Annotated in this window: 21 protein-coding genes and 2 pseudogenes; 11 read left to right on the forward strand and 12 right to left on the reverse strand. The window is 67.7% G+C overall.

What is annotated here, in order from left to right:
* Positions 1–9 precede the first annotated feature (9 nt).
* Positions 10–216 (reverse strand): annotated as a pseudogene (locus tag OEJ37_RS01090) (hypothetical protein); the annotation flags it as partial.
* Between the two features lie 165 nt (positions 217–381).
* Between OEJ37_RS01090 and OEJ37_RS01095 the strand changes: the two are divergent.
* From OEJ37_RS01095 to OEJ37_RS01115, 5 genes are all read left to right on the forward strand, one after another.
* Positions 382–636, forward strand: a complete 255-nt coding sequence (locus tag OEJ37_RS01095) for a hypothetical protein (RefSeq protein ID WP_263342892.1) — start codon at positions 382–384, stop codon at positions 634–636.
* 94 nt (positions 637–730) lie between these two features.
* Entirely contained in the window at positions 731–1,162 is a 432-nt protein-coding gene (locus OEJ37_RS01100; protein ID WP_174418559.1) for a CBS domain-containing protein, read from the forward strand.
* A 95-nt stretch (positions 1,163–1,257) separates the two neighbouring features.
* Entirely contained in the window at positions 1,258–1,740 is a 483-nt protein-coding gene (locus tag OEJ37_RS01105; protein WP_175919676.1) for a PRC-barrel domain-containing protein, read from the forward strand.
* A 207-nt stretch (positions 1,741–1,947) separates the two neighbouring features.
* Positions 1,948–3,243: an MFS transporter gene (locus OEJ37_RS01110; RefSeq protein WP_174418557.1), complete on the forward strand. Its 1,296-nt coding sequence runs from the start codon at positions 1,948–1,950 to the stop codon at positions 3,241–3,243.
* A 44-nt stretch (positions 3,244–3,287) separates the two neighbouring features.
* Positions 3,288–4,070, forward strand: coding sequence for a substrate-binding domain-containing protein (locus OEJ37_RS01115; protein WP_263342893.1), 783 nt, complete (start codon positions 3,288–3,290; stop codon positions 4,068–4,070).
* A gap of 24 nt (positions 4,071–4,094) precedes the next feature.
* On the opposite strand, the gene dctA is transcribed toward OEJ37_RS01115, so the two are convergent.
* The 4 genes from dctA to OEJ37_RS01135 form a co-directional block, all read right to left on the reverse strand.
* Entirely contained in the window at positions 4,095–5,417 is a 1,323-nt protein-coding gene (gene dctA / locus OEJ37_RS01120) for a C4-dicarboxylate transporter DctA (protein WP_263342894.1), read from the reverse strand.
* A gap of 43 nt (positions 5,418–5,460) precedes the next feature.
* A complete protein-coding gene (locus OEJ37_RS01125; protein WP_263342895.1) occupies positions 5,461–6,384 on the reverse strand; it encodes a LysR family transcriptional regulator in 924 nt (307 codons plus the stop codon).
* Between the two features lie 429 nt (positions 6,385–6,813).
* Positions 6,814–9,120 (reverse strand): ATP-binding protein, encoded by a 2,307-nt coding sequence (locus OEJ37_RS01130; protein ID WP_263342896.1) that lies wholly within the window; start codon positions 9,118–9,120, stop codon positions 6,814–6,816.
* A gap of 76 nt (positions 9,121–9,196) precedes the next feature.
* On the reverse strand, positions 9,197–10,564 hold the full coding sequence (locus tag OEJ37_RS01135; RefSeq protein ID WP_263342897.1) for a sigma-54-dependent transcriptional regulator: 1,368 nt from the start codon (positions 10,562–10,564) through the stop codon (positions 9,197–9,199).
* Positions 10,565–10,911: 347 nt separating this feature from the next.
* On the opposite strand from OEJ37_RS01135, the gene OEJ37_RS01140 reads away from it, so the two are divergent.
* The gene (locus tag OEJ37_RS01140; RefSeq protein ID WP_174418552.1) at positions 10,912–11,967 is read left to right on the forward strand and encodes a sigma-54 interaction domain-containing protein; all 1,056 of its coding nucleotides are present in this window, start codon (positions 10,912–10,914) and stop codon (positions 11,965–11,967) included.
* Positions 11,968–12,019: 52 nt separating this feature from the next.
* Here the strand turns inward: OEJ37_RS01140 and OEJ37_RS01145 are convergent, their stop codons facing one another.
* Both OEJ37_RS01145 and OEJ37_RS01150 read right to left on the reverse strand, forming a co-directional pair.
* Positions 12,020–12,343 carry a four-helix bundle copper-binding protein gene (locus tag OEJ37_RS01145; RefSeq protein ID WP_174418551.1) on the reverse strand — a complete coding sequence of 108 codons (324 nt, stop codon included), beginning with the start codon at positions 12,341–12,343 and terminating at the stop codon, positions 12,020–12,022.
* 105 nt (positions 12,344–12,448) lie between these two features.
* Positions 12,449–13,981: an FAD-dependent oxidoreductase gene (locus OEJ37_RS01150; RefSeq protein WP_263342898.1), complete on the reverse strand. Its 1,533-nt coding sequence runs from the start codon at positions 13,979–13,981 to the stop codon at positions 12,449–12,451.
* Positions 13,982–14,221: 240 nt separating this feature from the next.
* Here OEJ37_RS01150 and OEJ37_RS01155 point away from each other — a divergent pair, with 240 nt between their 5' ends.
* Positions 14,222–15,382, forward strand: a complete 1,161-nt coding sequence (locus OEJ37_RS01155) for an NAD-dependent formate dehydrogenase (protein WP_174418549.1) — start codon at positions 14,222–14,224, stop codon at positions 15,380–15,382.
* A gap of 50 nt (positions 15,383–15,432) precedes the next feature.
* Here the strand turns inward: OEJ37_RS01155 and OEJ37_RS01160 are convergent.
* The 5 genes and pseudogenes from OEJ37_RS01160 to OEJ37_RS01180 form a co-directional block, all read right to left on the reverse strand.
* Positions 15,433–16,857: pseudogene (locus tag OEJ37_RS01160) on the reverse strand (PLP-dependent aminotransferase family protein).
* 360 nt (positions 16,858–17,217) lie between these two features.
* Positions 17,218–17,466: a hypothetical protein gene (locus OEJ37_RS01165; protein WP_174418547.1), complete on the reverse strand. Its 249-nt coding sequence runs from the start codon at positions 17,464–17,466 to the stop codon at positions 17,218–17,220.
* Positions 17,467–17,498: 32 nt separating this feature from the next.
* Positions 17,499–17,954, reverse strand: a complete 456-nt coding sequence (locus OEJ37_RS01170) for a DUF1269 domain-containing protein (protein ID WP_263342899.1) — start codon at positions 17,952–17,954, stop codon at positions 17,499–17,501.
* A gap of 75 nt (positions 17,955–18,029) precedes the next feature.
* A complete protein-coding gene (locus OEJ37_RS01175; protein WP_174418545.1) occupies positions 18,030–18,227 on the reverse strand; it encodes a hypothetical protein in 198 nt (65 codons plus the stop codon).
* A gap of 41 nt (positions 18,228–18,268) precedes the next feature.
* On the reverse strand, positions 18,269–18,718 hold the full coding sequence (locus OEJ37_RS01180) for a phosphate-starvation-inducible protein PsiE (RefSeq protein ID WP_072437823.1): 450 nt from the start codon (positions 18,716–18,718) through the stop codon (positions 18,269–18,271).
* A 471-nt stretch (positions 18,719–19,189) separates the two neighbouring features.
* On the opposite strand from OEJ37_RS01180, the gene OEJ37_RS01185 reads away from it, so the two are divergent.
* The 4 genes from OEJ37_RS01185 (at position 19,190) to OEJ37_RS01200 (ending at position 24,849) form a co-directional block, all read left to right on the forward strand.
* Positions 19,190–20,257 carry a Dyp-type peroxidase gene (locus OEJ37_RS01185; protein ID WP_263342902.1) on the forward strand — a complete coding sequence of 356 codons (1,068 nt, stop codon included), beginning with the start codon at positions 19,190–19,192 and terminating at the stop codon, positions 20,255–20,257.
* On the forward strand, positions 20,250–21,065 hold the full coding sequence (locus OEJ37_RS01190; protein WP_263342904.1) for a family 1 encapsulin nanocompartment shell protein: 816 nt from the start codon (positions 20,250–20,252) through the stop codon (positions 21,063–21,065). The genes OEJ37_RS01185 and OEJ37_RS01190 overlap by 8 nt, the downstream gene beginning before the upstream one ends.
* 93 nt (positions 21,066–21,158) lie before the next feature.
* The gene (locus tag OEJ37_RS01195) at positions 21,159–21,428 is read left to right on the forward strand and encodes a hypothetical protein (protein WP_263342905.1); all 270 of its coding nucleotides are present in this window, start codon (positions 21,159–21,161) and stop codon (positions 21,426–21,428) included.
* 571 nt (positions 21,429–21,999) lie between these two features.
* Complete coding sequence (locus OEJ37_RS01200) at positions 22,000–24,849, forward strand: ATP-dependent Clp protease ATP-binding subunit (RefSeq protein WP_263342906.1); 2,850 nt, start codon at positions 22,000–22,002, stop codon at positions 24,847–24,849.
* The last annotated feature ends 6 nt before the right edge of the window (positions 24,850–24,855 follow it).

Raw genomic sequence — 24,855 nt, forward strand, 5'->3', positions numbered from 1 at the left:
CGTGCCCGGCAGCGCCAGGCGCGCCGGCTCGGTCGAGCCGAACGTCTCGTCGCCGAGCGGCCTCACGTCGGCCTTGCCCTCGAACATCCGGCGCTCGGGCCGGTAGATCAGCGGTTCGTGCTTCCACGCATCGAAACGGCTCTTCACCGAATCGAATCCGCCGCCGCATACGTTGACCTCGTAGCGCACGCCTGGTCGTCGTTTCGGAATCGTCATCGTGTCTCCGCTTGATGCGCGCACCGCAGGCACCGGGTGCGCCGCGCGTTGCTGCCATGGGCGTCTTCGTCGTCGCGGTCGACGTGGCAAGTCGCGTGCCGCGTGCGATCCGGGAACGGCCGTTGCGGGAAATCGGCGGTTTCGTCACCGACACGGAGCTTCGCCATGAAGGATTCGATCCGGTCCGGCCACGGCGCGCCGGAGCGCAAGCAGCGAACCGACCCGTCGCGGCCGCTGAAGCCTGAGGAACGCACGCACACGCGCCATTCGGAACGCCATATCGACAAGCAGCTCGAGGACACGTTTCCGGCCAGCGACCCGCCCGCGACCGGCGGCATCACGCGCATCGAGCCCGACACGCCGCCCGGCACGCACGACGAAGGGCCGTGGCAGGACAAGCGCCAACGCCACAACGAATGACGACGACGAACGACAGGCCGCGTGCGCCGCACGGCATGCGGTTTGCTGAATGTGCCGAGGCATCGCCGACCCCCAACCCGCAAGGAGGACTTTCATGCATCGCGTCAACGAAATCATGTCGCAGGACGTCGTGTGCATCGCGCCGACCGACTCGATCCGTCATGCCGCGCAACTGATGGAGCGCTACGACATCGGCGCGCTGCCCGTGTGCGACAACAACCGGCTGGTCGGGATGGTGACGGACCGCGATCTCGCGGTGCGCGCGATCTCGGCCGGCAAGCCGCCGGAGACGCGGATCCACGAAGTCGCGTCGGGCCCGATCGAATGGTGCTTCGACGACGATTCGCTGGACGAGATCCAGCGCTACATGGCCGACGCGCAGTTGCGCCGCCTGCCCGTCGTCGATCACGACAAGCGGCTGGTCGGCATGCTGTCGCTCGCGGACATCGCGACGCGCTCGGCCGGCCCGACGCACGACGACGTCGCGAACACGCTCGAAGGCGTGTCGCAGCCGAGGCAGACGTGACGGGTCGAGCCTTTGCTTCGCCCCGTCCCGACCACCCGCGCGACCCGCGGCCCGCCCGGGCACGATCGCGCACCACGCAGCCTGGAGGAAACACCATGCAGACTTCCGATCAAGGTCAGACCCGCATCATCGGCAAGGGCGCCGCGACGGCGGCCGGCCCCGGCCCCGACGTCATGGCGGCCAACACGCTGGAAGGCGACAAGGTCTATACGACCGACGGCGACGACGTCGGCAAGATCAAGGACATCATGCTCGACGTGCGCTCGGGCCGTATCGCGTACGCGGTGCTGTCGAGCGGCGGCGTGCTCGGCATCGGCGACAAGCTGCTCGCGCTCCCGTGGAGCGCGCTGACGCTCGACACCGAACGCAAGTGCTTCCTGCTGTCGGTGTCGTCGGAGCGGATCAAGAACGCCCCCGGCTTCGACAAGGACCACTGGCCGGCAATGGCCGATCCGCAATGGGCCGAGCCGCTGCACGAGTACTACGGCAGCGCGCCGTACTGGCGCCCCGGCGACGAGCTCGGCCTGACCGATCCGACCGAGGAACTGAACGATCCGCGCACGCGCGGCCGTCACTGATCGTTCGCGACCGGCCGGCGCGCCGACCGACGCGCCCCGCGCATGCGGGGCTTTTTTTCGTCTGCCGGCCGCCCCCTATTGATAACCATACGACATCAATCCATCCAAAAATCGCACTTATCGTTTTTCCGTCTCCGGGCGAACATTGCCAAAACGACAATCGATCGCCTTCCGCGCGTTGTCAGGATTTTTCTGGAGACACCCCCGATGCACCCCTCGCCCAGCCTTCCGACCGGACGTTCGAAGGCCGCCGCGGTATTCCGCGTCACGGCCGGCAACTTCCTCGAGCAGTTCGACTTCTTCCTGTTCGGCTTCTATGCGACGCAGATCGCCGCCGTATTCTTTCCCGCCGCGAGCGAGTTCGCTTCGCTGATGATGACGTTCGCCGTGTTCGGCGCCGGCTTCCTGATGCGGCCGCTGGGCGCGATCGTGCTGGGCGCGTACATCGACGACGTCGGCCGCCGCAAGGGCCTCATCGTCACGCTTGCCATCATGGCAAGCGGCACCATCCTGATCGCGTTCGTACCGGGCTACGCGACGATCGGCCTGCTCGCACCCGCGCTCGTGCTGATCGGGCGGCTGCTGCAGGGCTTTTCGGCAGGTGCCGAGCTGGGCGGCGTGTCGGTCTATCTTGCCGAGATGGCCACGCCCGGCCGCAAGGGCTTCTACACGAGCTGGCAGTCCGCCAGCCAGCAGGTCGCGATCGTCGTCGCGGCGGGCCTCGGCTTCGCGCTCAATCAATGGCTCAGCGCATCGGCCATCGCCGCATGGGGATGGCGCGTGCCGTTCTTCGTCGGCTGTACGATCGTGCCGTTCATTTTCATGCTGCGCCGCAACCTGGAAGAAACGCAGGAGTTCAAGGCGCGCCAGCATCGTCCCGGCATGAAGGAAGTGTTCGGGACGCTGGTCCAGAACTGGGGCGTGGTTCTCGCAGGCATGATGCTGGTCGCGATGACGACCACGAGCTTCTACTTGATCACGGTCTACGCGCCGACCTTCGGCAAGACGGTTCTGCACCTGAGCACCGCGGACAGCCTGCTCGTGACGCTGTGCGTCGGCGTGTCGAACTTCGTCTGGCTTCCGATCGGCGGCGTGCTGTCGGACAGGATCGGCCGCCGGCCGCTGCTCGTCGGCATGACGGTGCTCGCGATCGCGACCGCCTATCCTGCGCTGTCGCTGCTCGCTCATGCACCGTCGTTCGTCAACATGCTGCTCGTCCTGCTGTGGCTGTCGTTCATGTACGGGATCTATAACGGCGCGATGATCGTCGCGCTGACGGAAGTGATGCCGGTGGAGGTGCGCGTGGCAGGCTTCTCGCTCGCCTACAGCCTCGCGACGGCCGTATTCGGCGGTTTCACGCCCGCCATCTCGACGGCGCTGATTCACATGACCGGTGACAAGGCTGCACCGGGCTACTGGATGAGCCTCGCCGCGGTGTGCGCGCTGCTTGCGACGTTCGCCCTCTATCGCCGCCAGACGCCGACGCTGACGCCCGCGCACTGAAGCCCATGCCGAGCAACCTACCCCGACTCCGCACGTCGACAACCATGAAAAACCTGCTCCTGAAACTGTGCGCGACCGCGCTCGTCGCCACCTCCGCAGTCGCCGCGAACGTACAGGCCGCTGACCTGCACGTGATGAGCTCGGGCGGCTTCACCGCGGCCTACAAGCTCCTTGGCCCGCAGTTCGCGTCCCGCACGGGCAACACGCTCGACACCGCGCTCGGCCCGTCGATGGGCAAGTCGCCCGAAGCGATTCCGAACCGGCTCGCGCGCGGCGAGCCTGCCGACGCGGTGATCATGGTCGGCTACGCGCTCGACGACCTGATCAAGCAAGGCAGGGTGATCCCCGGGTCGCGCGTCGAGCTGGCCGATTCCCGCATCGGCATGGTCGTGCGCGACGGCGCGGCGAAACCCGACATCAGCTCGGCCGAAGGCCTGAAGCAGGCGCTGCTGCATGCAAAGTCGATCGCCTACTCGGATAGCGCGAGTGGCGTCTACATCGAGCGGGAATTGTTCAGGAAGCTCGGCATCGACGACCAGGTGAAATCGAAGGCGAAGATGATCCCGCGGATTCCGGTCGCGTCCGTGGTCGCGAACGGCGACTACGAAATCGGCTTCCAACAGGTGAGCGAACTGCTGCCCGTCCAGGGCGCGACCTTCGTCGGCAAGATTCCCGAATCGCTGCAGTCCGTCACACGCTTCGCCGCCGGCATCCCCGTCGGCGCGCAACATCCAAAGGAAGCGAAGGCACTCCTCGACTATCTCGCGTCGCCCGACGTACAGGCGCAAGTAAAGTCGACCGGACTGGATTCCGTCTCCGCACCTTGAGCACGAACCACGGGAAGGCGTGCGTCAGACCGCCTTCCCGTCGCGCCCGGCGTGGTCCGCAGCATCATCGGCGCAGTCCGGGTTCACCGGCTCGGCCGCGCTCAGCATCCGCGCGAGCCGCGCACGATCGCACTCCCCTTCCCACGACGAAACGAAGATCACCGCGCACGCATTGCTGATCACGCTCGTCAGCGCGCGCGCCTCGGACATGAAGCGATCGATGCCGACCAGCAGCGCGACCCCGGCAACCGGCAGGTCGGGCATCACGGCGAGCGTCGCGACAAGCGCGACGAGCCCGCTGCCGGACACGCCGGCCGCCCCCTTCGAGGTGAGCAGCATGACGGCGAGCATCGCCGCGATTTGCGGCGCGGAAAGCGGTACGTCACACGCCTGCGCGATGAACAATGCCGCGAGCGTCAGGTAGATCGCGGTGCCGTCCAGGTTGAACGAGTAGCCGGCCGGCAGCACGAGCCCCACGACGCCCTTGTCGCACCCCAGCGACTCCAGCTTGACGATCAGCCGCGGCAACACCGGCTCCGTGGACGAGGTCGCGAGGACGATGAGCAATTCCTCGCGCAGGTAGCGCAACAGCCGCCACAACGCGAAACCGTGCAGTCGTGCGAGCGGCGCAAGCACCAGCGCAACGAACAGCGCACAGGCCACGTAGAACGACGCCATCAGCCTCGCGAGCGAGCCGACCGAGCCGATGCCGAAGCGGCCCACCGTGAACGCCATCGCGCCGAATGCGCCGAGCGGAGCGAGCCGCATGATCATCGCGAGCACGCGAAAGACGATCTGCGCGATGCCGTCGATCAGCGCCAGCACGGGTCGACCGGCCTGCGGATGGGCATTCAGCGAAAAACCGAACAGCAGCGACAGCAGCAGCACCGGCAGCACCTCGCCCGTGCGGAACGCGCCGAGCATCGTGTCCGGGATCACGCTCAGCGCGAACTCGACGAGCCCGTGCGGTTGCGCATGCCGTACGTATTGCACGAGGAGGCTCGAATCGAGATGGCGCACGTCGACGTGCATGCCGGCGCCGGGCCGCAGCACGAACGCGGTGACGAGCCCGAATGCGAGTGCGGCGGCGGTCAGCAGATAGAACAGCGCCAGCGCGCGCACGATCGTGCGCCCGATGGCCTTGCCGTTCGCCAGCGACGTGATGCCGGAGACGATCGTGCAAAACACGACCGGTGCGATCATCATCCGCACGAGGCCGACGAAAGCATCGCTGAGCGGCTTGAGCAGCGCGCCCGCCGACGGCCAGAAGTGGCCGACGCTCACGCCGAGCACCATCGCCAGCAGAACCTGCACGTAGAGCGAACGGAGCGGTCTTGCCGGCCTCACGATGCGGTGTTCCCCGATGTTCCGGCCGTATGCTCGATCGTCGTCATCGGGATGCGTCGCCGCTTGCCGCAGCGCCGCGTTTCGCGTCGACGATCGCCCGGTGAAACTCCTCCGCGGCCGGCGTCAGCGCGCGTCCGCGCCGTTTCACGATGCCCACCCGGCGCTTGACCACCGGTTCGACGAGGGGCACACTCGTGAGCACGGGATGGTCGTGTCCGGGCATCGCCATCGACGGTACCGCGGCGACGCCGAGCCCCGCTTCGATCAACCCGAGCAGGGTCGTCACGTGGCGCGTCTCGCACACGCTCGGCGCCCGCGGCGCGACGGTCGTCAATGCCTGGTCGAGCAGCAGCCGGTTGCCGGAAGTCTTGTCCACCGACACATACTCGTACTCGTAAAGCTCGTTCCAGGTCACGCGCTTCTTGCGCGCGAGCGGATGATCGCGCCGGCACGCGGCAACAAACCGTTCCTGCAGCAACAGCTTGAACTCGATCTCCGGCTCCTGGCTGCCCATGAAACTCACGCCGAAATCGGCCTCGCCGCTGAGGACCGCGCCCAGCACGTCGTTCGCGCTCGCATCCAGCAGCTTGACCCTGATGCGCGGAAAGCGGCGATGATAGCTCGCGATCACGTTCGGCAGGAAGTAGTAGGCCACCGACGGCACGCATGCAATCGTCACATGACCGAGGCGGCTCGACGAAACGTCGCGGATGCCGAGCAGCGCGACGTCGAGATCGTCCAGCAGTTGCTCGGCGCTCGGCGCGAACACGCGTCCGACGGTGGTCAGCGTGACGCTGCGGGTGGTGCGCTCGAACAACCGCACGCCGAGCGCTTCCTCGAGTTTGTCGATCCGGCGACTCAGCGCGGGCTGCGAAATGCTGATCGCGTCGGCGGCCTTTCGGAAGCTTCCCAGTTCCACCACCGCGCGAAACGCCTGCAAATCGGTCAAATCGAAGTTGATTCCCACGGGCCACGTCTCCGCATTTCAGATGCCGGGTATTTTGCATGATTCGGGCAAGCGCACCCAGCCGGGAGATGCCCGGCTCCGACGCCGGCTACGCGCGGTGCCGCCGCGCATCGATCACGACGGAGATCGCGCGCGATGCCTGGCGGCGATCGCCGTCGCGCTCGCATGGTGTGGCGCGTCGTCGGCGGCCGCATGCACGCGCGTGGCGCCTTGCGGAGGTGCTTTCATCCAATGCGTTGTAACTTTTTCGGCATGCATCTGCCGGGCATGACGATTGCCGGGCGATGGGTAACGGGCGCGCGTCGGCGCGCCCGCTCGCATCGGGGCGACATCATCAGGGAATCGCATCGATCGGCGAACGCGCGCCGGCGCGGGAAAGGAAATACCCGCGGAATCCTCGGCTGACGGCGCGCTACCGCATCCGCGCCATCAGCCGGCGCGCTTCGTCACATGCGCGATCTTGCGCGCCAGTTCGCGCACGTCGACGGGCTTGCACAGATAGCCTTCGAACCCGGCTTCGAGCGCGCGGCGTTCGTCGGCGAGGCCCGCGTGCGCGGTCACGGCCAGCACGCGCAGGCGAGGCAGCCCGCCGTCGCCGTTCATCGCGCTGCGCCTCAGCGCGTCGAGCAGCCAGAAGCCGTCGCCGTCCGGCATCGCGAGATCGGACAGCACGACGGTCGGCCGCATGTCGGCGGCCACCGCGAGCGCTTCCCGGCCCGACGACGCGATCGCGACGGTCGCGCCGAACGTGGTCAGCGCGGCGGTCAGGCTCGCGCGCGTCGTTGCGTCGTCGTCGACGATCAGGATGCGCTGCGTATCCAGCACGAGCGGCTCGTGACGGCCATCCGCCTGCGCGATCCCCCAGGCCATCGCGCCCATCGGCTGCCAGCCGGCCGGCAGCGTCACCGTGAACGTTGCGCCGCGATTGCGGCCCGCGCTCTCGACGACCACGCTGCCGCCGTGCAGTTCGACGATATGCCGAACGATCGACAGGCCGAGACCGAGGCCGCGCCGCGACGACGCGGGCGAATCGTCCGCACGGCGGAACATGTCGAACACGAACGGTGCGAACTCCGCCGCGATACCCTGCCCCGTGTCGGACACGGTGAGTACCACGCGCGTATCGACACGCGCCAGCGCGACCGTCACGGCACCGCCGCTCGGCGTGAACTTGAGCGCGTTCGACACGAGATTCGACAGCATCTGCCGCAGCCGCTCGGCATCGCCCGACACGATGCAGGTGGCCGCCGTGCATTCGAACTCGAGCACGATACCAGCCGACGACGCGGCCGTCTGGAACGCGCCGACCGAGTCGGAGAACAGCCGCACGACATCCACCGGCATCGCGTCGAGCTGCAGCTTGCCGGTCGCGAGCGACGATGCGTCGAGGATGTCGCCGACCATCCGCGTGAGCGAGCGCGCGCTGCGGTCGATCGCGTCGATCGCCTGCTGCTGCAGCGCGTCATCGCCCGAGTTGCGCAGCACCTCGACCCAGCCGTAGATCACGTTCAGCGGCGTGCGCAATTCGTGCGACACCGTCGCAAGCAATTCGTCCTTCAGACGGTTCGACGTATCGGCCTGGTCGCGTGCATGGCGCGCGCGCTGCAGCGAGCGCAGCGTGCGCAGGTCGCGCAGGCGCTGCGCGCCGGTTTCGCGCAATGTCAGCGACAGCGCGACGCACGCACGCGCGTCGCCGCTCACCGGGCCCGCCGCCGCCGTCGCACGAAAGCGCCGGCCATCGCGTCGCACGCACAGCAGGTCGATCGGCCCGACCGCTTCGCGCATATCGTCGAACGATTCGGCGAACGGCCTGCGTTTCAGCCAGCGCATCGCGACCAACGATTCGAACGCGCGCCCGAGCGCATGGCCTTCGTCATAGCCGAACAGGCGCTGCGCGGCCGGGTTCCAGCTGACGATGCGGCCGTCGGCATCGACGCCGACGATCGCGTCCGGCGATGCGTCGACAACCGCGCGCTGCAGCCGCGACGCGTCGGTACGCGAGCGATCCGCGCCGGCATCGCGCAACAACAGCACGGCGCCGTCGATGTTGCCGTCGGCATCGGCGATCGGCGACGCGACCTCGACGATCGGCACCGGCTCGCGGCCGTCCGCATGCAGCCAGTGCTGGTCGGACACGACGCCCGCACCGCCGAGCGCGCGATCGAGCGGCGTGGCCGGCACGCGGCGGCCGGTGCGGTCGAACACCCGCAGCACGTCGCGCGCGGCGCGGCCCGTCGCATCGCCCGGCGCGCAGCCGACGAGTGCGGCCGCGGCCGCGTTCATGTACGTGAGCCGTCCGTTCGTATCGGTCGCGATCACACCGTGCGGCAACGCCTGAAATACGGCCTCGAGGCGCCGATGCGCGGCCGCTTCGCGCCGGCGCGCATATTCGTTCGTGAATCGCGCATGCCGCAGCATCGACGCAATCGCGCATACGAGCGCGCCGACCAGCACGAGCGTCCCGAGCCGGACGAGCCGCTCGGGCAGCGGCTCCGTATAGGCAGCCGGATCGGACAGGAACAGCGTCCACACGAGCATGCCGCTGATCACGGTCGCCACCATCCCGAACAGGAACGAGGTGGCCCATGCGACGCCCGCGAGCAGCGGGTAGTAGAGGACGAGCGGCAGGTTCACGCCGCCGAAGCGGATCGCGAGGGCCTGCAGCACGGTCGCGATCGCGACCAGCATCACGGCCGTTACGTAATTCCCGGCGTGCGTTCGCGAGAAATCGATCATCGGGCACGCTCCCGCCGCGCGACGACGATGCGCCGCGCCACACGGAAACGAGGGCATGAGCGCGGTTGCAGCGGCATCAGGAATCCGGCTTGTTCGCGTCGTCTTCCAGTTGTGCGAGCCGGTTGTAGATCGTCTTCAGGCTGACGTCGAGCATTTCGGCCGCCTGCGCCTTCACGCCGCCACATTGCGCGATCGTGCCGAGGATCAGCCGCCGGTCGACTTCCTCGAGCGGCGTGCCGAACGGCACGGTCACGCGATCCTCGTTCGAATCGACCATATTCGACAGCTCGTCCATGATCGGCGGCGGCAGCGTGTCGATCACGTCCGCGTCGCTGAAGATGCTCGCGCGCTGCACGAAGTTGCGCAGTTCGCGTACGTTGCCCGGCCATTCGTAGGTCTTCAGCGCCTCGCGCGCGGCCGGCGCGAAACGCAGATGCCGGCCGCTCTCTTCGTTGAAGTGCTGCAGGAACGCGTCGGCGAGCATCGGGATGTCGTCGCCGCGCTCGCGCAGCGGCGGCAACGGAATCGGAAACACGTTGATCCGGTGAAACAGGTCGGGCCGCAGCTTGCCATCAGCCATCGCGGCTTCCGGATCGCGGTTCGTCGCGGCGACGATGCGCACGTCGACGTCGATCTCGCGTGTCGAGCCGAGCCGCGTGAGCCGCCCGGTCTCCAGCACGCGCAGCAGCTTGACCTGCGATTCGACCGGCATCTCGGTGATCTCGTCGAGGAACAGCGTGCCGCCGTCCGCGCGTTCGAAAAAGCCCTTGTGCTGGCGCTCGGCGCCCGTGAAGCTGCCGCGGTCGTGGCCGAACATCTCGCTCTCGACGAGGTTCGCGGCGATCGCGCCGCAGTTCACCGCGAGAAACGGGCCGCGGCGGCGCAGGCTCAGGTCGTGCACCGTCTGCGCGGCGAGTTCCTTGCCGGTTCCCGATTCGCCCGTCAGCAGCACCGACGCCTCGGTGCGCGCGACGCGGCCGATCGCGTCGTAGACGGCCTGCATCGCGGGCGAACTGCCGAGCATGCGGCCGAAACGCCCGAGGCGCTTCAGCTCGGAGCGCAGCTCGGCAATCTCTTCGTGCAGCGCGGTCGTGCGCGGCACGCGCGCGAAGATGCTGTTAAGCCGCTGCATGTTCAGCGGCTTGACGAGATAGTCGGTCGCGCCGCGCCGCAACGCATCGATCGCGGTTTCGAGGCTCGCGTGGCCGGTGGTCAATACCATTTCGCAGTGCGATCGTTTCGGCAACGCGTCGAACAGATCCATGCCGTTGCCGTCCGGCAGCACGAGATCGCACAGCACGAGATCGGGGGTATTCGTCGTGACGAGCGTGCGCGCTTCCTCGAGCGTGGCGGCCGTATCGCATGCGAGCTGCTGCGTGCGAGCGAGCGTCGCGAGCATCGTGCGCGTATCGGCATCGTCTTCGACGATCAGGACATAGGGCATCGAGGCTCCTGGTGAGGCGGCCCGGCGCAGTCGCTGGCCGGAACCGCGACGGATATGCGGCGCAGCACGCGCGGCCGGCACATGGCGACGCCTTCCGCCCTGCAAGCCAATGAGCGGATCGGCCGTCCTGAAATGAAAAACGCTGCTTCGAAGTATAGAAGACGGCGGTTGCGCATTCGTCGCCCATCGAATAAATCTATCTGTCGCGGCGACCCGCATTGCCAGATTCAATGTCGCACCGTTGGTATAAAAGCTAAGCTCCTTACGGGAAAACGACGCATGCCACGTCGTTTTTTCATCAGACCTCGACAATATTCGGTCAAATCTTCCCGATCCGATATCGCGCCATGGCGAAAACCGGCGATGACGGCGCGCGGCTCTTCGGTCGCTCGCGTACGATCCAGGCCCTTTTACTGAAGGTGTCGCGCGTCGCGACCACGCACGCCAGCGTGCTGATCGTCGGCGAAAGCGGCGCCGGCAAGGACATCGTCGCACGGCTGTTGCACGACTTGAGCCCGCGGCGGCGCGGGCCTTTTGTCCCCGTCAACTGTGGCGCGATCCCGCACGACATCGCGGAATCGCATCTGTTCGGTCATGAGAAAGGCAGCTTCACCGGCGCGGTCGCGCAGCATGTGGGCATGTTCGAAGCCGCATGCGGCGGCACGCTGTTCCTCGACGAGATCGCGGAAATGCCGGCCGAGTTGCAGGTCAAGCTGCTGCGCACGCTCGAATCGAACACGATCGTGCGGGTCGGTGGCCACGAATCGATTCCGCTCGACTTGCGGATCGTCGCGGCCACGCATCACGATCCCGTCGAGGCCGTGCGCAGCGGGCGCCTGCGCGAGGACCTGTTCTTCCGGATCGCGACGGTCGCGCTGCACGTGCCCGCGCTCAGGCAGCGCGAGGACGACGTCGGCGATATCGCGCTGCAGATCGTCGAGCGGTTGAATGCGCGGCACCGCACGCGCAAGCGACTCTCGATACAGGCGATGAAGGCGCTGCGCGCGTATACGTGGCCCGGCAACGTGCGCGAGTTGCGCAACGCGCTCGAGCGCGCGTTCATCCTCGCGGACGAGCAGATCGAGCTGCAGTTGCCGCACCGCCAGCCGCCGCGCGAGGAACCGCGACACAACGCGATGACGCTGCATATCGGCACGACGCTCGCGCACACGCAGCAGCGCTTCATCGTCGCGTCGTTGCGGCATTTCAACGGCGACAAGCCGCGCACCGCGAAGGCGCTCGGCATCAGCCTGAAGACGCTGTACAACCGTCTCGCCATGCTGCCCGAGCACGAGCGCAGCGCGGCGAACGGCGCTTCGGTGCCGAACCCCGGTGCCGCCGGCGCCACCACCGTCACCACCAACGCAAGCGCAGCCCCACCGCCGAGCACACCGAATCAGTGAGCGCGGCGGCGCGTCGCGCACCGGGTTCAGCGCGCTCCGTGACCGCGCATCCTCATGCCATCGCGCGGCACATCGCCGCGCACGTTTCGCATGCGAGCGCGCAGTTGCGGCAATGATCGTGCGCGTGCAGCAGGCATTCGGTCGCGCACAGGTCGCACGCCTGCGCACACAGCGCGCACACGCCCGGCACGAGCACGCTGCGGCGCGCCATCGCGCCCGACGCGAAGCGGCACAGCTGCGCGCATTCGACATCGAGCGCGATGCAGCCCGCCAGCGTGTGCCCGTCGGGTTCCGCAAGGCACGCGGCCATACACGCATCGCATGCGTGCGCACATGCATCGCACGCGGCCATGCAGTTGTCGTATCGATCGTCCATCGCATCGCTCCTCGTTCCGGTTCGCATACGTCAGGGTTCGAGCTTCACCTTCATCCGGCCCGGTGCGCGCGCGTCGAACCCGCGATTCGTATCGCCGGGCCGCTGTCACGCGGCGGCAATATGCCGCTCGAGTGCCGCTTCCGCCTCCAGGCTGTCGAGATCGCGGCCGATCGTCGCGACCGCGAGCCGCGTGTCGCCGCGCCAGTACGCGATCGAGCAGTCGTGCGCGCCGAGGTCGCCGTCGATCTCGACGCGATCCCATTGCTCCGCATGCCCGACATAGTTGACCGTCATGTCGTAATGCTGGCTCCAGAAAAACGGCACCGCGTCGAACGGCCGCTGCTGCCCGAGCATGTTGCGCGCCGCGACGATACCCTGCCGCTCGGCGACAACCCAGTGCTCGACGCGAATGCGCTCGCCCGTCAGCGGATCGGGCCAGCGCGCGATGTCCCCGGCCGCATAGATGTCGGGCGCACTCGTCTGCAGGAAGCGGTCGACCGTCACGCCGCGCTCGACGGCAAGCCCCGCGTCCTGCGCAAGCGCGACGTTCGGATGCACCCCGATACCGACCACCACGACATCGGCCGGCAGCACGTCGCCGGTCGACAGCGTCACGCTGTCCGGTGCGATCCGCGTGGGCGTCGCACCGAGATGGAACACGACGCCGTGCGCTTCGTGAAGCGCCTTGATCGTGTTGCCGAGCGCTTCGCCCACCACGCGCGCCATCGGTTGCGCTTCGGGCGCGACGACATGCACGTCGAGCCCGCGCGTGCGCAACGCGGCAGCTACTTCGAGCCCGATGAAGCTCGCGCCGACCACGACACAGCGGCGCGCCGTTTTCAGCTTGCCGATCAGCGCGTCGCAATCGGCGCGCGAGCGGAGCACGCACACGTGCGGCAAGTCGGCACCGGGTACGGTCAGACGGTTCGGCTCGGCGCCCGTCGCAAGCAGCAGCGCGCCGTATCCGACGCGGCTGCCGTCGGCCAGCTCGACCGCATGCTGCGCGGGATCGATCCGCGCGACGCGCGTGCCGCATCGCACGTCGATGCGCTGGTCGGCATAGAACGACGGCGCGCGCAGCGGCAGCCAGTCGGCGTCGGCCGTGCCCGCGAGATAGTCCTTCGACAAATTCGGCCGGTCGTACGGCGGATCGCCATCGGCGCTCAGCAGCGTGACGGGATGCGGATAACCTTCCTGCCGCAGCGTCACGGCGGCAGCGATCGCAGCGGCACCGCCGCCGGCGATCACCACCGATGCGGGCAACCCGGCCGCATTCAGCGCAGGCGGCGCGGCGGCCGGCCGCGCATCGAGCACGACGGCGCGGCCGTCGCGGCGTTCGACGCGCCAGCAAGGCAGCCCGTCGAGCGCCGGCGCGCGCAGCATCTCGCCGGTGCGCAGGCAGAACGCCGCGTGGTGCCACGGGCAGTGGATCGTGTCGCCGACCAGCAGGCCGTCGGCCAGCGGCGCGCCGTAGTGCGGGCATTGCGCGCCCACGGCAAACAGTTCGTCGGCGCGGCGCACGAGCAGCACCGCTGCATCGCCGACATGGCCCTCGATCATCGCGCCGTCGGCGAGGTCGTCGAGCGCGATGCCCTGCGCGAGATCGGGGTGTGAAGACGAGGAGTCGCTTCCGGACATGATGTCGCTCCCGCAAAGTCAGGTGACGATCCCATTATCGGCGTCCTTCATGAAAAGAACAGGTACAGACGCCCCGCAGCGCACGCAAACACCGACTGTAGCTTGTACGCGATCCATGACCGGCGTAGAACGTCATCGACGTTGCGACGCAGCACGCGGCCGCCGCGGCATCGTACTTCCGCGCGGCCCGCGCAATTCGCGTGCCGCTCCGCCTTCATTCCGTCACCAGAGGTTCTCCCGATGGCCACCGTCCTGTGCGTGCTCTATCCCGATCCCGTCGACGGCTATCCGCCGCGCTACGTGCGCGACGCGATTCCGGTCATCGCGCAATACGCGGACAGACAAACCGCGCCGACGCCGGCCGGCCCCGTCGGCTTCCGGCCCGGCGAACTCGTCGGCTCGGTATCCGGCGCGCTCGGGTTGCGCGCTTATATGGAAGCGCACGGTCACACGCTGATCGTGACGAGCGACAAGGACGGCCCCGACTCCGAATTCGAGCGCCGGCTGCCCGAAGCGGATGTGGTGATTTCGCAGCCGTTCTGGCCCGCGTACCTGACGGCCGAACGGATCGCCCGCGCGCCGAAGCTGAAGCTCGCGCTGACGGCCGGCATCGGTTCGGATCACGTCGATCTCGACGCCGCGGCGCGCGCGCACGTCACCGTCGCCGAAGTCACGGGCTCGAACAGCATCAGCGTGGCCGAACACGTGGTGATGACGACGCTCGCGCTGGTGCGCAACTATCTGCCGTCGCATGCGATCGCGCAGCAAGGCGGCTGGAACATCGCCGATTGCGTGTCGCGCAGCTACGACGTCGAAGGCATGCATTTCGGCACGGTCGGCGCGGGGCGCATCGGTCTCGCGGTGCTGCGCCGGCTGAAGCCGTTCGGCCTGCATCTGCACTACACGCAGCGGCACCGGCTCGACGCCGCGATCGAGCAGGAACTCGCGCTCACGTATCACGCCGATGCCGCGTCGCTCGCCGGCGCCGTCGATATCGTGAACCTGCAGATCCCGCTGTACCCGTCGACCGAGCACCTGTTCGATGCGGCGATGATCGCGCGGATGAAGCGCGGCGCGTACCTGATCAACACCGCGCGCGCGAAGCTGGTCGACCGCGACGCGGTCGTGCGCGCCGTTACGTCCGGCCATCTCGCGGGCTACGGCGGCGACGTGTGGTTTCCGCAGCCGGCGCCGCCCGACCATCCGTGGCGCGCGATGCCGTTCAACGGAATGACGCCGCACATCTCGGGCACGTCGCTGTCCGCGCAGGCGCGCTATGCGGCCGGCACGCTGGAGATCCTGCAATGCTGGTTCGACGGCAAGCCGATCCGCAACGAATACCTGATCGTCGACGGCGGCACGCTCGCGGGAACGGGCGCGCAATCGTACCGGCTGACCTGACGCAACACGACGCGCGGGTTGCGAGTCGTTGCACGCGCCCGCGGCCGCGGTCAGCCGATACAGGACGCGGCGAGCTTGCCGACGGCGACGACCGCCTGCTCGATCTCCGGCGACCACGGGCTGCTGTAGTTCAAGCGGATGAAGTTCCGGTAGCTGTCCGCGATCGAGAACATGTAGCCCGGCCCGATCGTGATCCCCTGCTCCAGCGCGAGCTGATACAGCCGCATCGCATCGACCTGCGCGGGCAGTTCGACCCACAGCACGTACCCGCCCGCCGGACTCGAAATGCGCGTGCCCCCCGGGAAGAACCGCGACACCATCGCGCGCATCAGGTTCGCCTGCTGCGCGTACGCCTTGCGAATCCGCCTCAGGTGATGCTCGTAACCGTCGCGCTCGAGAAACTCCGCGATCGCCAGTTGCGGCAACGAAGGCGTCGCAAGCGTGTTCAGGAATTTCAGCTTCTCGACCTGTTCGCGATAGCGGCCCGGCAATGCCCAGCCGATCCGGTACGCGGCCGTCAGGCTCTTCGAGAACGACGAGCAATGCAGCACGATGTCGTTGCGGTCGTACTACTTCAGCGTGCTCGGATGCATGTTGCCGAAGTACAGTTCGTTGTACACCCCGTTCTCGATGATCGGCAGGTCCGCTTTCGTTGCGAACTCAACCAGCTCGCGCTTGCGCTCGTCGGGCATCTGAAAGCCGAGCGGGTTCTGGAAGTTCGGCATCACCATGCATGCGGCGATCGGCTGCGACTTCGCGATCGCGGCCAGCGCCGCGATGTCGATCCCGTATTCCGGATGCGTCGCGACCTCGATCGCCTTCATCCCCATCCGCTCGATCGCGTGCAGCATCGCGTAGAACGTCGGCGACTCCACCGCGATCGTATCGCCCGGCTTCGCCACCGCCTGCAGACACAGGTTGATCGCCTCCGTCGCGCCGACCGTCACGATGATCTCGTTCGGGTCCACCGACATCCCGTTTTCCAGGTAGCGGCGCGCGATCTGCCGAATCAGCCGCGGGTGGCCCGGCGGCAGCCCGTCCGTCACACCCCACAGCGACTTGTCGCGGCCGGCCGCGTATGCGTAGCGGTTCAGCTTCTCGAACGGAAACAGGCTCGGGTCCGGATACGGCGAGCCGAGCGGCACCGCATCGTCGGTGCCGATCGAGCGCAGCGTCGACAGCACGAGCCGGCTCACGTCCACCGACGACGAGATCGCGATCGGCTTCGACGGCCGCAGCTCGCGCACCGGCGCATGGCTGTCGTCGCGGCGCAGGTTCACGAAGTAACCCGACTGCGGCCGGCTTTCCAGCAGCCCGCGGCTTTCGAGCAGCAGGTACGCATGCAGCACGGTCGTGATGCTGATCCGGTGCTGCTGGCTCGCCTGCCGCACCGACGGCACACGATCGCCGTGTCGATACACGCGTTGCCGGATGAGTCTCTCTATGTCGTTCGCAAATTTCTCGTAGAGCTTCATCCGCCTCGCCCCGCCAGCGGTGAACCGGCCCGGGACGCGTGCGCGTCCCGGCCGCGCCGACGCACGAAGCCGGATAGCCGTGCCCGGCCGCGGGCGTCCCGGTTCGAGCCTCGTCCGTTACCGAAATTGAAGGCGGATAGCAATGCGGATCCCATCAAGACAAGGATCGGCATCCTACTGCGTCATTTCGACGAATGTAAGTGACAGTTTGGCGATCAAACGCCAAATCCGGTTGGCGTGGTGAACAGATTCAAACGCGCCGGTGCGGCGCCGCGCTGCGCCGGCACAAGTCGTTTTGTATTTCCGATCGCCGTCAGCCGGCGACGACTCGATGCGCGTACGGCGTGGCGATGCGTGGACTCACGCGTCGTCGACGTTGTCCGCGTAGTGGTCGATCGCGACCTTGCACTCGTCGAACACCACCGTCAGCTGCTCGACGTCGTTCGACTCGACCCACTTGCGGATCTGCAGGAAGTAGCCGGTGCCGAGATCGGCGATGCGGGCCGGATCCTCGGTCGTCACGTCGACGGTCGCGATCGCGCGGTTGCCAGGCAGCGGCGACAGCGTCGCCGCGATGTCGAAGCGCCGGTACGATTGATCGATTCGCATGCTGTTCTCCCGAAGCGGTTGGAAGGCGGCGCTCAGCCGAGCGCCTGGCGGAAGACCTTGCCGCCGAATCCCGTCACGACGTTGTCGACCGAGAACGGCGTGGCTTCCTTCGCCTCGAGAATGATCGCGACGCTGCCGGGTACGAGCCGCGCGGCCACCGTCTCGACGAACGTGCCGTCGAGCAGCGCGTTGCCGGCCGCGTCCGCGAGGATGCCGGCACCCGCGCCGGCCGCCAGGCCCGTGACCACGCCGAGCGGCCCGGCGAGGATCCCGAGCAGGCCGCCCGCGATCGCGCCGATCACGCCGCCCTTGAACGGCCGCGATTCGGCGGCGAGCACCGCGAGCTTGCCGGCTGCGTCCTTTTCGACGACGACGCCGTTCTCGATGTGGAATCCTTCATTCTTCTCCGACAGCGCCTCGAAATCGTTCGCGGCCTGGCGGGCCGTGTCGACGCTGCCGAACACGGCGACGATCAGTTGCTTGGTCATGCGACGCCTCTCTCGTGTAGATGGGCATACGCTGCCGGCGCACATCGCGCAGCGCGCCGGCAACCCGGTGTTCATTCAGATGCCTGTTGCCGCGACACGCGCGCGGGCCGCATCGACATATGCGTGCGCGGCCGCCTGCTGCATCGCGACGATGGACGGCGCACGTGTGCGCGCCGGATCGGTGTCACGCGCGTCGCGCGCCTGCCGATACGCGTCCGACGACGCGTGCTGCAAATCGATCGCCTGCTTCGTTGCGACGGAATGCGTGCTCATCCGGCTCCTCCTGTAGAAACATGGTGCATATCGTTCGCGCGTCACCGGCCCACATGCGCGTCCTCCTCGACATCGTCGACGTCGGCCGGAAAACGATGCTGGCCGAAGCTCAGGATCAGCACGCCCACCGCGAGCAGCACGATCCCGAACGTCGTCATCAGCATCCGCTCGGGGCCGTCGGTCGCGCCGCGCAGGATCAGATCGCGCGCGAGCGACGTCATCGCAATGAACAGCGGAAACCGCACGGGCAGCCGGCCGAGCCGCAGGTAGCGCACGTTCATCGCGAGCACTTCCAGATACAGGAACATGAGCAGCAGGTCGGTCAGCGACACCTCGCCCGCGAGCACGACCTTCCACGCTTCCTGCGTCATCGCGAACGCGGTCGCGAGACCGATCACGATCAGCCCGGCCAGCTCGGCCGCGTGAAGGAAATGGCCGAAGCGGCGACGGATGCGCTCGGACGGAGAACAGGAAACGGTGGAAGTATTCAAGTTGACGGTCGGTGTGATGATGCGTGAGCGGTGCCGGACAGGCCGCCATGCTCGACCACCGCGACATAAACACGCATCGCTTCCAGCAGGTTCATGGTGACGCTCCTCGTCGGCGGCGCAGCGGAACCTAATCTACTGCACGCTGCACGCACGCTCAAGAGCACAGCGCCGCGCATGCCAGGAGTACAGCTGCGCGGCCTCCGCGCAAATTCCGGCCCCGTTTGACGCATTCGAATGACAGATTGACGATACGTGTTCCAAAGACCCGCCGAAGCTGCTAGATTGCATGCTCGACGACGTTGCGCGGTGCGGGCAAGTCACGCGCCGGGCGGCCGGCCGCCGCCGCTGCGGCCCGTTGCGCAATGCCCGCGCAACGTCCTTCATCCGCATGTCACAAAGAGAACAGTCGCATGACACAGTCCAACCGTTCGCCTTCGCGCGCCGCGGCAACCGTGGCCCGTCCGCCCCGACATGACTGACCGGCAGGCCGCGATGCAGACACCTCCCCCGCTCTCCCAGGCCGTTCACAGCCCGATCACGCGCAGCGCGATCTTCCTCGTGGCGACGATCAATCCCGGCGCCGATCACGCCGACACGATCCGTTCATGGTGCGGCGACATCGCCGCGCTCGTGCGCTCGGTCGGCAAGCGCGTGCCCGGCGGCAACCTGACCTGCGTGTGCGGCTTCGGCGCCGACGCGTGGGATACGCTGTTCGGCGACCCGCGCCCCGCGTCGCTGCATCCGTTCCGCGAATTCGGCGCCGGGCAGCGCGTCGCGGTCGCGACGCCGGGCGACATCCTGCTGCACATCCGCGCCGAAGCGATGGACATGTGCTTCGAACTCGCGACGCAACTGCTCGGCGCGCTCGGCAGCGCCGTCACGGTCGTCGACGAGGTGCATGGCTTCCGCAATTTCGACCAGCGCGCGATGATCGGCTTCGTCGACGGCACCGAGAACCCCGAAGGCCGCGAGGCGGTCGACTTCACGGTGATCGGCGATGAAGACGCGGAATTCACCGGCGGCAGCTACGTGATCGTGCAGAAGTACCTGCACGACATGGCCGGCTGGAACGCGCTCGCGGTCGAGACGCAGGAGCGCATCATCGGCCGCACCAAGCTGTCCGACATCGAGCTCGCGCCGGACGTGAAGCCGTCGTCGTCGCACAGCTCGCTGACCACGCTCGACGAGAACGGCCAGGAAGTGAAGATCCTGCGCGACAACATGCCGTTCGGGCGCCCGGGCGCCGGCGAATTCGGCACCTATTTCATCGGCTATGCGCGCACGCCGGCGCCGATCGAGCAGATGCTCGAGAACATGTTCGTCGGCCGCCCGCCCGGCAACTACGACCGCCTGCTCGACTACAGCCGCGCGGTCACCGGCTCGCTGTTCTTCGTGCCGTCGGCCGACCTGCTCGAAGCGCTCGCCGATCGCGCGGCGCCAGCTGCCGACGCCGCGCAACCGGAATCCTCGTCGTCCGCGCCGCAGCGCGACGGCTCGCTGAAAATCGGCTCGCTGAAAGGAACCCAAGCCCATGAATAACCTGCACCGCGAACTCGCCCCGATCTCGTCGTCCGCCTGGGAACAAATCGAGGAGGAAGTGGCGCGCACCTTCAAACGATCGGTGGCCGGCCGCCGCGTCGTCGACGTCGACGGCCCCGCGGGCCCCGAGCTGTCGGCCGTCGGCACCGGGCATCTGGTGGAGGTCGTCGCGCCGCGCGAGCAGGTGAGCGCACGGCTGCGCGAAGTCCGCACGATCGTCGAGCTGACGGTGCCGTTCGAGCTGAGCCGCGATGCGATCGACAGCGTCGAGCGCGGCGCGCGCGACGCCGACTGGCAACCGGCGAAGGATGCCGCGCAGCGGCTCGCGTTCGCCGAGGACAACGCGATTTTCGACGGCTACCCGGCCGCCGGCATCCTCGGTATCCGCGAAGGCACGTCGAACCGCAAGCTCACGCTGCCGGCGGACGTCGGCGCGTACCCGGACGCGATCAGCGACGCGCTCGAGGCGCTGCGGCTCGCCGGCGTCGACGGCCCGTACTCGGTGGTGCTCGGCTCGGACGCGTATACCGCGCTCAGCGAGGCGCGCGACCAGGGTTATCCGGTCCTCGGCCACATCAAGCGGATCGTCAGCGGCGAGATCATCTGGGCGCCGGCGCTCGGCGGCGGCTGCGTGCTGTCGATGCGCGGCGGCGATTACGCGCTGCACCTCGGGGAAGACGTATCGATCGGCTACACGAGCCATACCGACAAGGTCGTCCGCCTGTACCTGCGCGAAACGTTCACGTTCCTGATGCTGACGAGCGAAGCATCGGTGGCCGTGGCGCCGCAGGCCAGCACCGCGGCCTGATCCAGGTTGCCTGCGCGCGATGCCCGCCCGGGCGTCGCGCGCGACCGGCCGCATGTTCGTCGCCGATCGAACCCATCTTGCATGGAGAATGTCATGAGCGATACGAATGATGCATTGCAGGCACTGCAAGCGTCGGTCGACAGCCTGAAGAAGACGGTCGATGCGAACGCGGGCAGAGAGGCCGGCGATACCGCCGTGCTGTTTACCGTCGTGTCGCTGATGCTGGCCGAGTTGCCGCCCGACACGCGCAACCTGATCGAGGATTCGTTCTCCGTCTGGGCCAATGGTCTGCCGAATGCGGCACTGTCGACGGACGTGAAGCAGATCGCCCGCCAGCGGCTCGCGATGAAACTGTCCGACTGATCGCGGTTCGCCACGGTTGGCGCCATGTCCGGCCCGTACCGTGCAACTGGACCTCTCGTTCGGCCACCACGCACGCATCGGCTGCGATGCGCGCGCGGCAGGCCCACCCGCATCACCGTCCGTTTGCCGCCGACTGGCACCCTGCGCGCCGATGTCGCACCGCGATCCGTTCGCGTTTCCCTCCCCCGTGCCTCCAGTCACCGCACGCTGCACATGCCGCGCGCGCCCGCGTCGCCGCGTGCGCGCCCGTCTGTACTCCTTGTCCCCCGTGCGTGCGCGCATGTGAGGGTGCAATTCGCAGTCGGTCCGGCGCGAAACTGTGTCTTGGATGCCTCCCGCCGAGGCGCTATTTTGAACGCAGTCGAAGCGATGCCGTGGGCTCCTCGCAGCATGCGCGCTCCCCGCCGCGACCGTGCGCCTCGCCGACGCGCGCGGCGCGACAGCGTGGGTGCGGCCCGCGCGCCGCCGCGCCGCGCCGCGCGTCGCGTGTTCGCGGTCGGGACGCGCCAGCGCTGCACCGCATCGTGACTTCACCGTTCGACCCACCTTCACAGACAGGAGCCAAACCACCATGCCCGCACTTTGCGATATCTGCCACGCCCGGCCGGCCGTTGCGCGCGCAACCGTGATGCAGGACCGCGAGCGCAAGACGATCTCGATCTGCGACTACCATTTCCGTCAGTTGATGCGGCATCAGAGCATGCTGAACCCATTCGATTCGCTGCTGGGCGGCGGTGGCTCGTCGTCGCTGTTCGGTGAGCTCGGCGACGAATCGCCGCTCGCCGCCGAGGTGCCGCGCGAATCGGTCGACCCGACCGACGCGTTCAGCGAACAGACGCTCGAACTGCTGCAGCGCGCGGCCGAGAAGGCGCACGAACTGCGCCGCAGCGAGCTCGACTCCGAACACCTGCTCTACGCGCTCGCGGACACCGACGTATGCGCCGCGCTGCTGAAAGAACTGAAGCTGTCGCCGCAGGACATCAAGTCGTATATCGACGAGCATGCGCACACCGGCACGGCCGCTCCCGATGCGCCGCTCGACAAGCTGTCGATCTCGCCGCGTGTGAAGAAGGCCGTGCAATACGCGTTCCAGGCGTCGCGCGATCTGGGCCACTCGTATATCGGCCCCGAGCACCTGCTGATCGGGCTCGCATCGGTGCCGGACAGCATCGCCGGCACGCTGCTGAAGAAATACGGCGTGACGCCCGAGGCGCTGCGCCAGAAAGTCGTGAAGGTGGTCGGCAAGGGCGCCGAGGACGGCCGCGTCGACGCGCCGACCGGCACGCCGAACCTCGACAAGTTCGGCCGCGACCTCACCGCGATCGCGCGCCAGGGCAAGCTCGACCCCGTGCTCGGCCGCGCGCAGGAAATCGAAAGCACGATCGAGGTGCTCGCGCGCCGCAAGAAGAACAACCCGGTGCTGATCGGCGAGCCGGGTGTCGGCAAGACCGCGATCGTCGAAGGGCTCGCGCAGCGGATCGTCAACGGCGACGTGCCCGAGGTGCTGCGCAACAAGCGGCTCGTCGAGGTCAACATCAATTCGATGGTCGCCGGCGCCAAGTATCGCGGCGAGTTCGAGGAGCGCGCGAAGCAGCTGATCGACGAAGTGACTGCAAAGCAGGACGAACTGATCCTGTTCATCGACGAACTGCATACGATCGTCGGCGCGGGCCAGGGCGGCGGCGAAGGCGGCCTCGACATCGCGAACGTGCTGAAGCCCGCGCTCGCGCGCGGCGAGCTGAGCCTGATCGGCGCGACGACGCTCAACGAATACCAGAAGTACATCGAGAAGGACGCGGCGCTCGAACGGCGCTTCCAGCCGGTGTTCGTGCCGGAGCCGAGCGTCGAGCAGACGATCGTGATCCTGCGCGGGCTGCGCGACAGCCTCGAGGCGCACCACCAGGTGACGTTCGCCGACGACGCGTTCGTCGCAGCCGCCGAGTTCGCCGACCGCTATATCACGTCGCGCTTCCTGCCCGACAAGGCGATCGACCTGATCGACCAGGCCGCCGCGCGCGTGCGGATCGGCGCGACGTCGCGCCCCGTCGACATCCAGGAAGGCGAAGCGCAGATCGCGCAACTGAAGCGCGAACAGGACTACGCGACGTCGCGCAAGCGCTTCGACGAAGCGAAGCAGTTCGAGGAGCAGATCAACGCGAAGCAGAAGACGCTCGATGAAAAAATGGAGGCGTGGCAGCGCAAGACCGGCTCCGAAACGCTCGAAGTCACGGTCGAGTCGGTCGCCGAAGTCGTGTCGCGGCTGACAGGCATTCCCGTGTCGGAACTCACGCAGGAAGAGCGCCAGAAGCTGCTGAAGATGGAAGAGCAGCTGCACGAGCGCGTGGTCGGCCAGAGCGACGCGGTGGTGGCCGTCAGCGACGCGGTTCGGCTGTCGCGCGCGGGGCTCGGCCAGACCCACCGGCCGATCGCGACGTTCCTGTTCCTCGGGCCGACGGGCGTCGGCAAGACCGAGCTCGCGAAGGCGCTGGCAGAGACCGTGTTCGGCGACGAGCAGGCGATCATCCGCATCGACATGTCCGAGTACATGGAACGGCATGCGGTCGCGCGGCTGATCGGCGCGCCGCCCGGCTACGTCGGCTACGACGAAGGCGGCCAGCTCACCGAGCGCGTGCGGCGCCGCCCGTACAGCGTGATCCTGCTCGACGAGATCGAGAAGGCGCACCCGGACGTCTACAACGTACTGCTGCAGGTGTTCGACGACGGCCGCCTGACCGACGGCAAGGGCCGCGTGGTCGACTTCAGCAACACGATCATCATCGCGACGAGCAACCTCGGCGCCGCGATCATCATGGACAACCTGACGCAGCCGGAAGCCGCACGCAAGACCGACAAGGCGATCCGCGACGAACTGATGCAGGTGCTGAAGGGCCATTTCCGCCCCGAGTTCCTGAACCGGATCGACGAGGTGATCGTCTTCCACGCGCTGTCGAAGGAGAACATCCGCGCGATCGTGCAGATCCAGCTCGACCGCGTGGTGCGCACGGCCGCCGCGCAGGACATCACGCTCGTGATGGGCGACTCGCTCGTCGAGCACCTGACCGAAGCCGGCTACCAGCCGGAGTTCGGCGCACGCGAACTGAAGCGCCAGATCCGCCAGACCATCGAGACCAAGCTCGCGAAGGAGATCCTCGCCGACCGGCTGAAGTCGGGCGATCGCGTCGAGGTCGACTACGACAAGGACAGCGACGAAGTGAAGTTCAACAAGCTCGCGGCGCCGGAAGCGAAGGACACGAAGGACGCGAAGAAGGACGCCGGCGGCAAGGCGAAACCGAACGGCAAGGCGGCCAAGGCAGGCGACGATGCGAAGACGGGCGACACGCCCGCCGACGCACCGCCGCCCACACCCGCCGCGAAACCGTCCGGCAAGAAGTCTTCCGGCGCGAAGAAGGACGCGCACTGAAACCCC

The organism is Burkholderia sp. BKH01, from assembly GCF_025685725.1.
GTDB lineage: Bacteria > Pseudomonadota > Gammaproteobacteria > Burkholderiales > Burkholderiaceae > Burkholderia > Burkholderia pyrrocinia_C.

Bases quoted from the DNA above. Each gene is read 5' to 3' on its own strand.
- OEJ37_RS01095 (WP_263342892.1), top strand. From the start codon at position 382: ATGAAGGATTCGATCCGGTCCGGCCACGGCGCGCCGGAGCGCAAGCAG.
- OEJ37_RS01100 (WP_174418559.1), top strand. From the start codon at position 731: ATGCATCGCGTCAACGAAATCATGTCGCAGGACGTCGTGTGCATCGCG.
- OEJ37_RS01105 (WP_175919676.1), top strand. From the start codon at position 1,258: ATGCAGACTTCCGATCAAGGTCAGACCCGCATCATCGGCAAGGGCGCC.
- OEJ37_RS01110 (WP_174418557.1), top strand. From the start codon at position 1,948: ATGCACCCCTCGCCCAGCCTTCCGACCGGACGTTCGAAGGCCGCCGCG.
- OEJ37_RS01115 (WP_263342893.1), top strand. From the start codon at position 3,288: ATGAAAAACCTGCTCCTGAAACTGTGCGCGACCGCGCTCGTCGCCACC.
- OEJ37_RS01130 (WP_263342896.1), bottom strand. From the start codon at position 9,120: ATGATCGATTTCTCGCGAACGCACGCCGGGAATTACGTAACGGCCGTG.
- OEJ37_RS01135 (WP_263342897.1), bottom strand. From the start codon at position 10,564: ATGCCCTATGTCCTGATCGTCGAAGACGATGCCGATACGCGCACGATG.
- OEJ37_RS01140 (WP_174418552.1), top strand. From the start codon at position 10,912: ATGGCGAAAACCGGCGATGACGGCGCGCGGCTCTTCGGTCGCTCGCGT.
- OEJ37_RS01145 (WP_174418551.1), bottom strand. From the start codon at position 12,343: ATGGACGATCGATACGACAACTGCATGGCCGCGTGCGATGCATGTGCG.
- OEJ37_RS01150 (WP_263342898.1), bottom strand. From the start codon at position 13,981: ATGTCCGGAAGCGACTCCTCGTCTTCACACCCCGATCTCGCGCAGGGC.
- OEJ37_RS01155 (WP_174418549.1), top strand. From the start codon at position 14,222: ATGGCCACCGTCCTGTGCGTGCTCTATCCCGATCCCGTCGACGGCTAT.
- OEJ37_RS01165 (WP_174418547.1), bottom strand. From the start codon at position 17,466: ATGCGAATCGATCAATCGTACCGGCGCTTCGACATCGCGGCGACGCTG.
- OEJ37_RS01170 (WP_263342899.1), bottom strand. From the start codon at position 17,954: ATGACCAAGCAACTGATCGTCGCCGTGTTCGGCAGCGTCGACACGGCC.
- OEJ37_RS01175 (WP_174418545.1), bottom strand. From the start codon at position 18,227: ATGAGCACGCATTCCGTCGCAACGAAGCAGGCGATCGATTTGCAGCAC.
- OEJ37_RS01185 (WP_263342902.1), top strand. From the start codon at position 19,190: ATGACTGACCGGCAGGCCGCGATGCAGACACCTCCCCCGCTCTCCCAG.
- OEJ37_RS01190 (WP_263342904.1), top strand. From the start codon at position 20,250: ATGAATAACCTGCACCGCGAACTCGCCCCGATCTCGTCGTCCGCCTGG.
- OEJ37_RS01195 (WP_263342905.1), top strand. From the start codon at position 21,159: ATGAGCGATACGAATGATGCATTGCAGGCACTGCAAGCGTCGGTCGAC.
- OEJ37_RS01200 (WP_263342906.1), top strand. From the start codon at position 22,000: ATGCCCGCACTTTGCGATATCTGCCACGCCCGGCCGGCCGTTGCGCGC.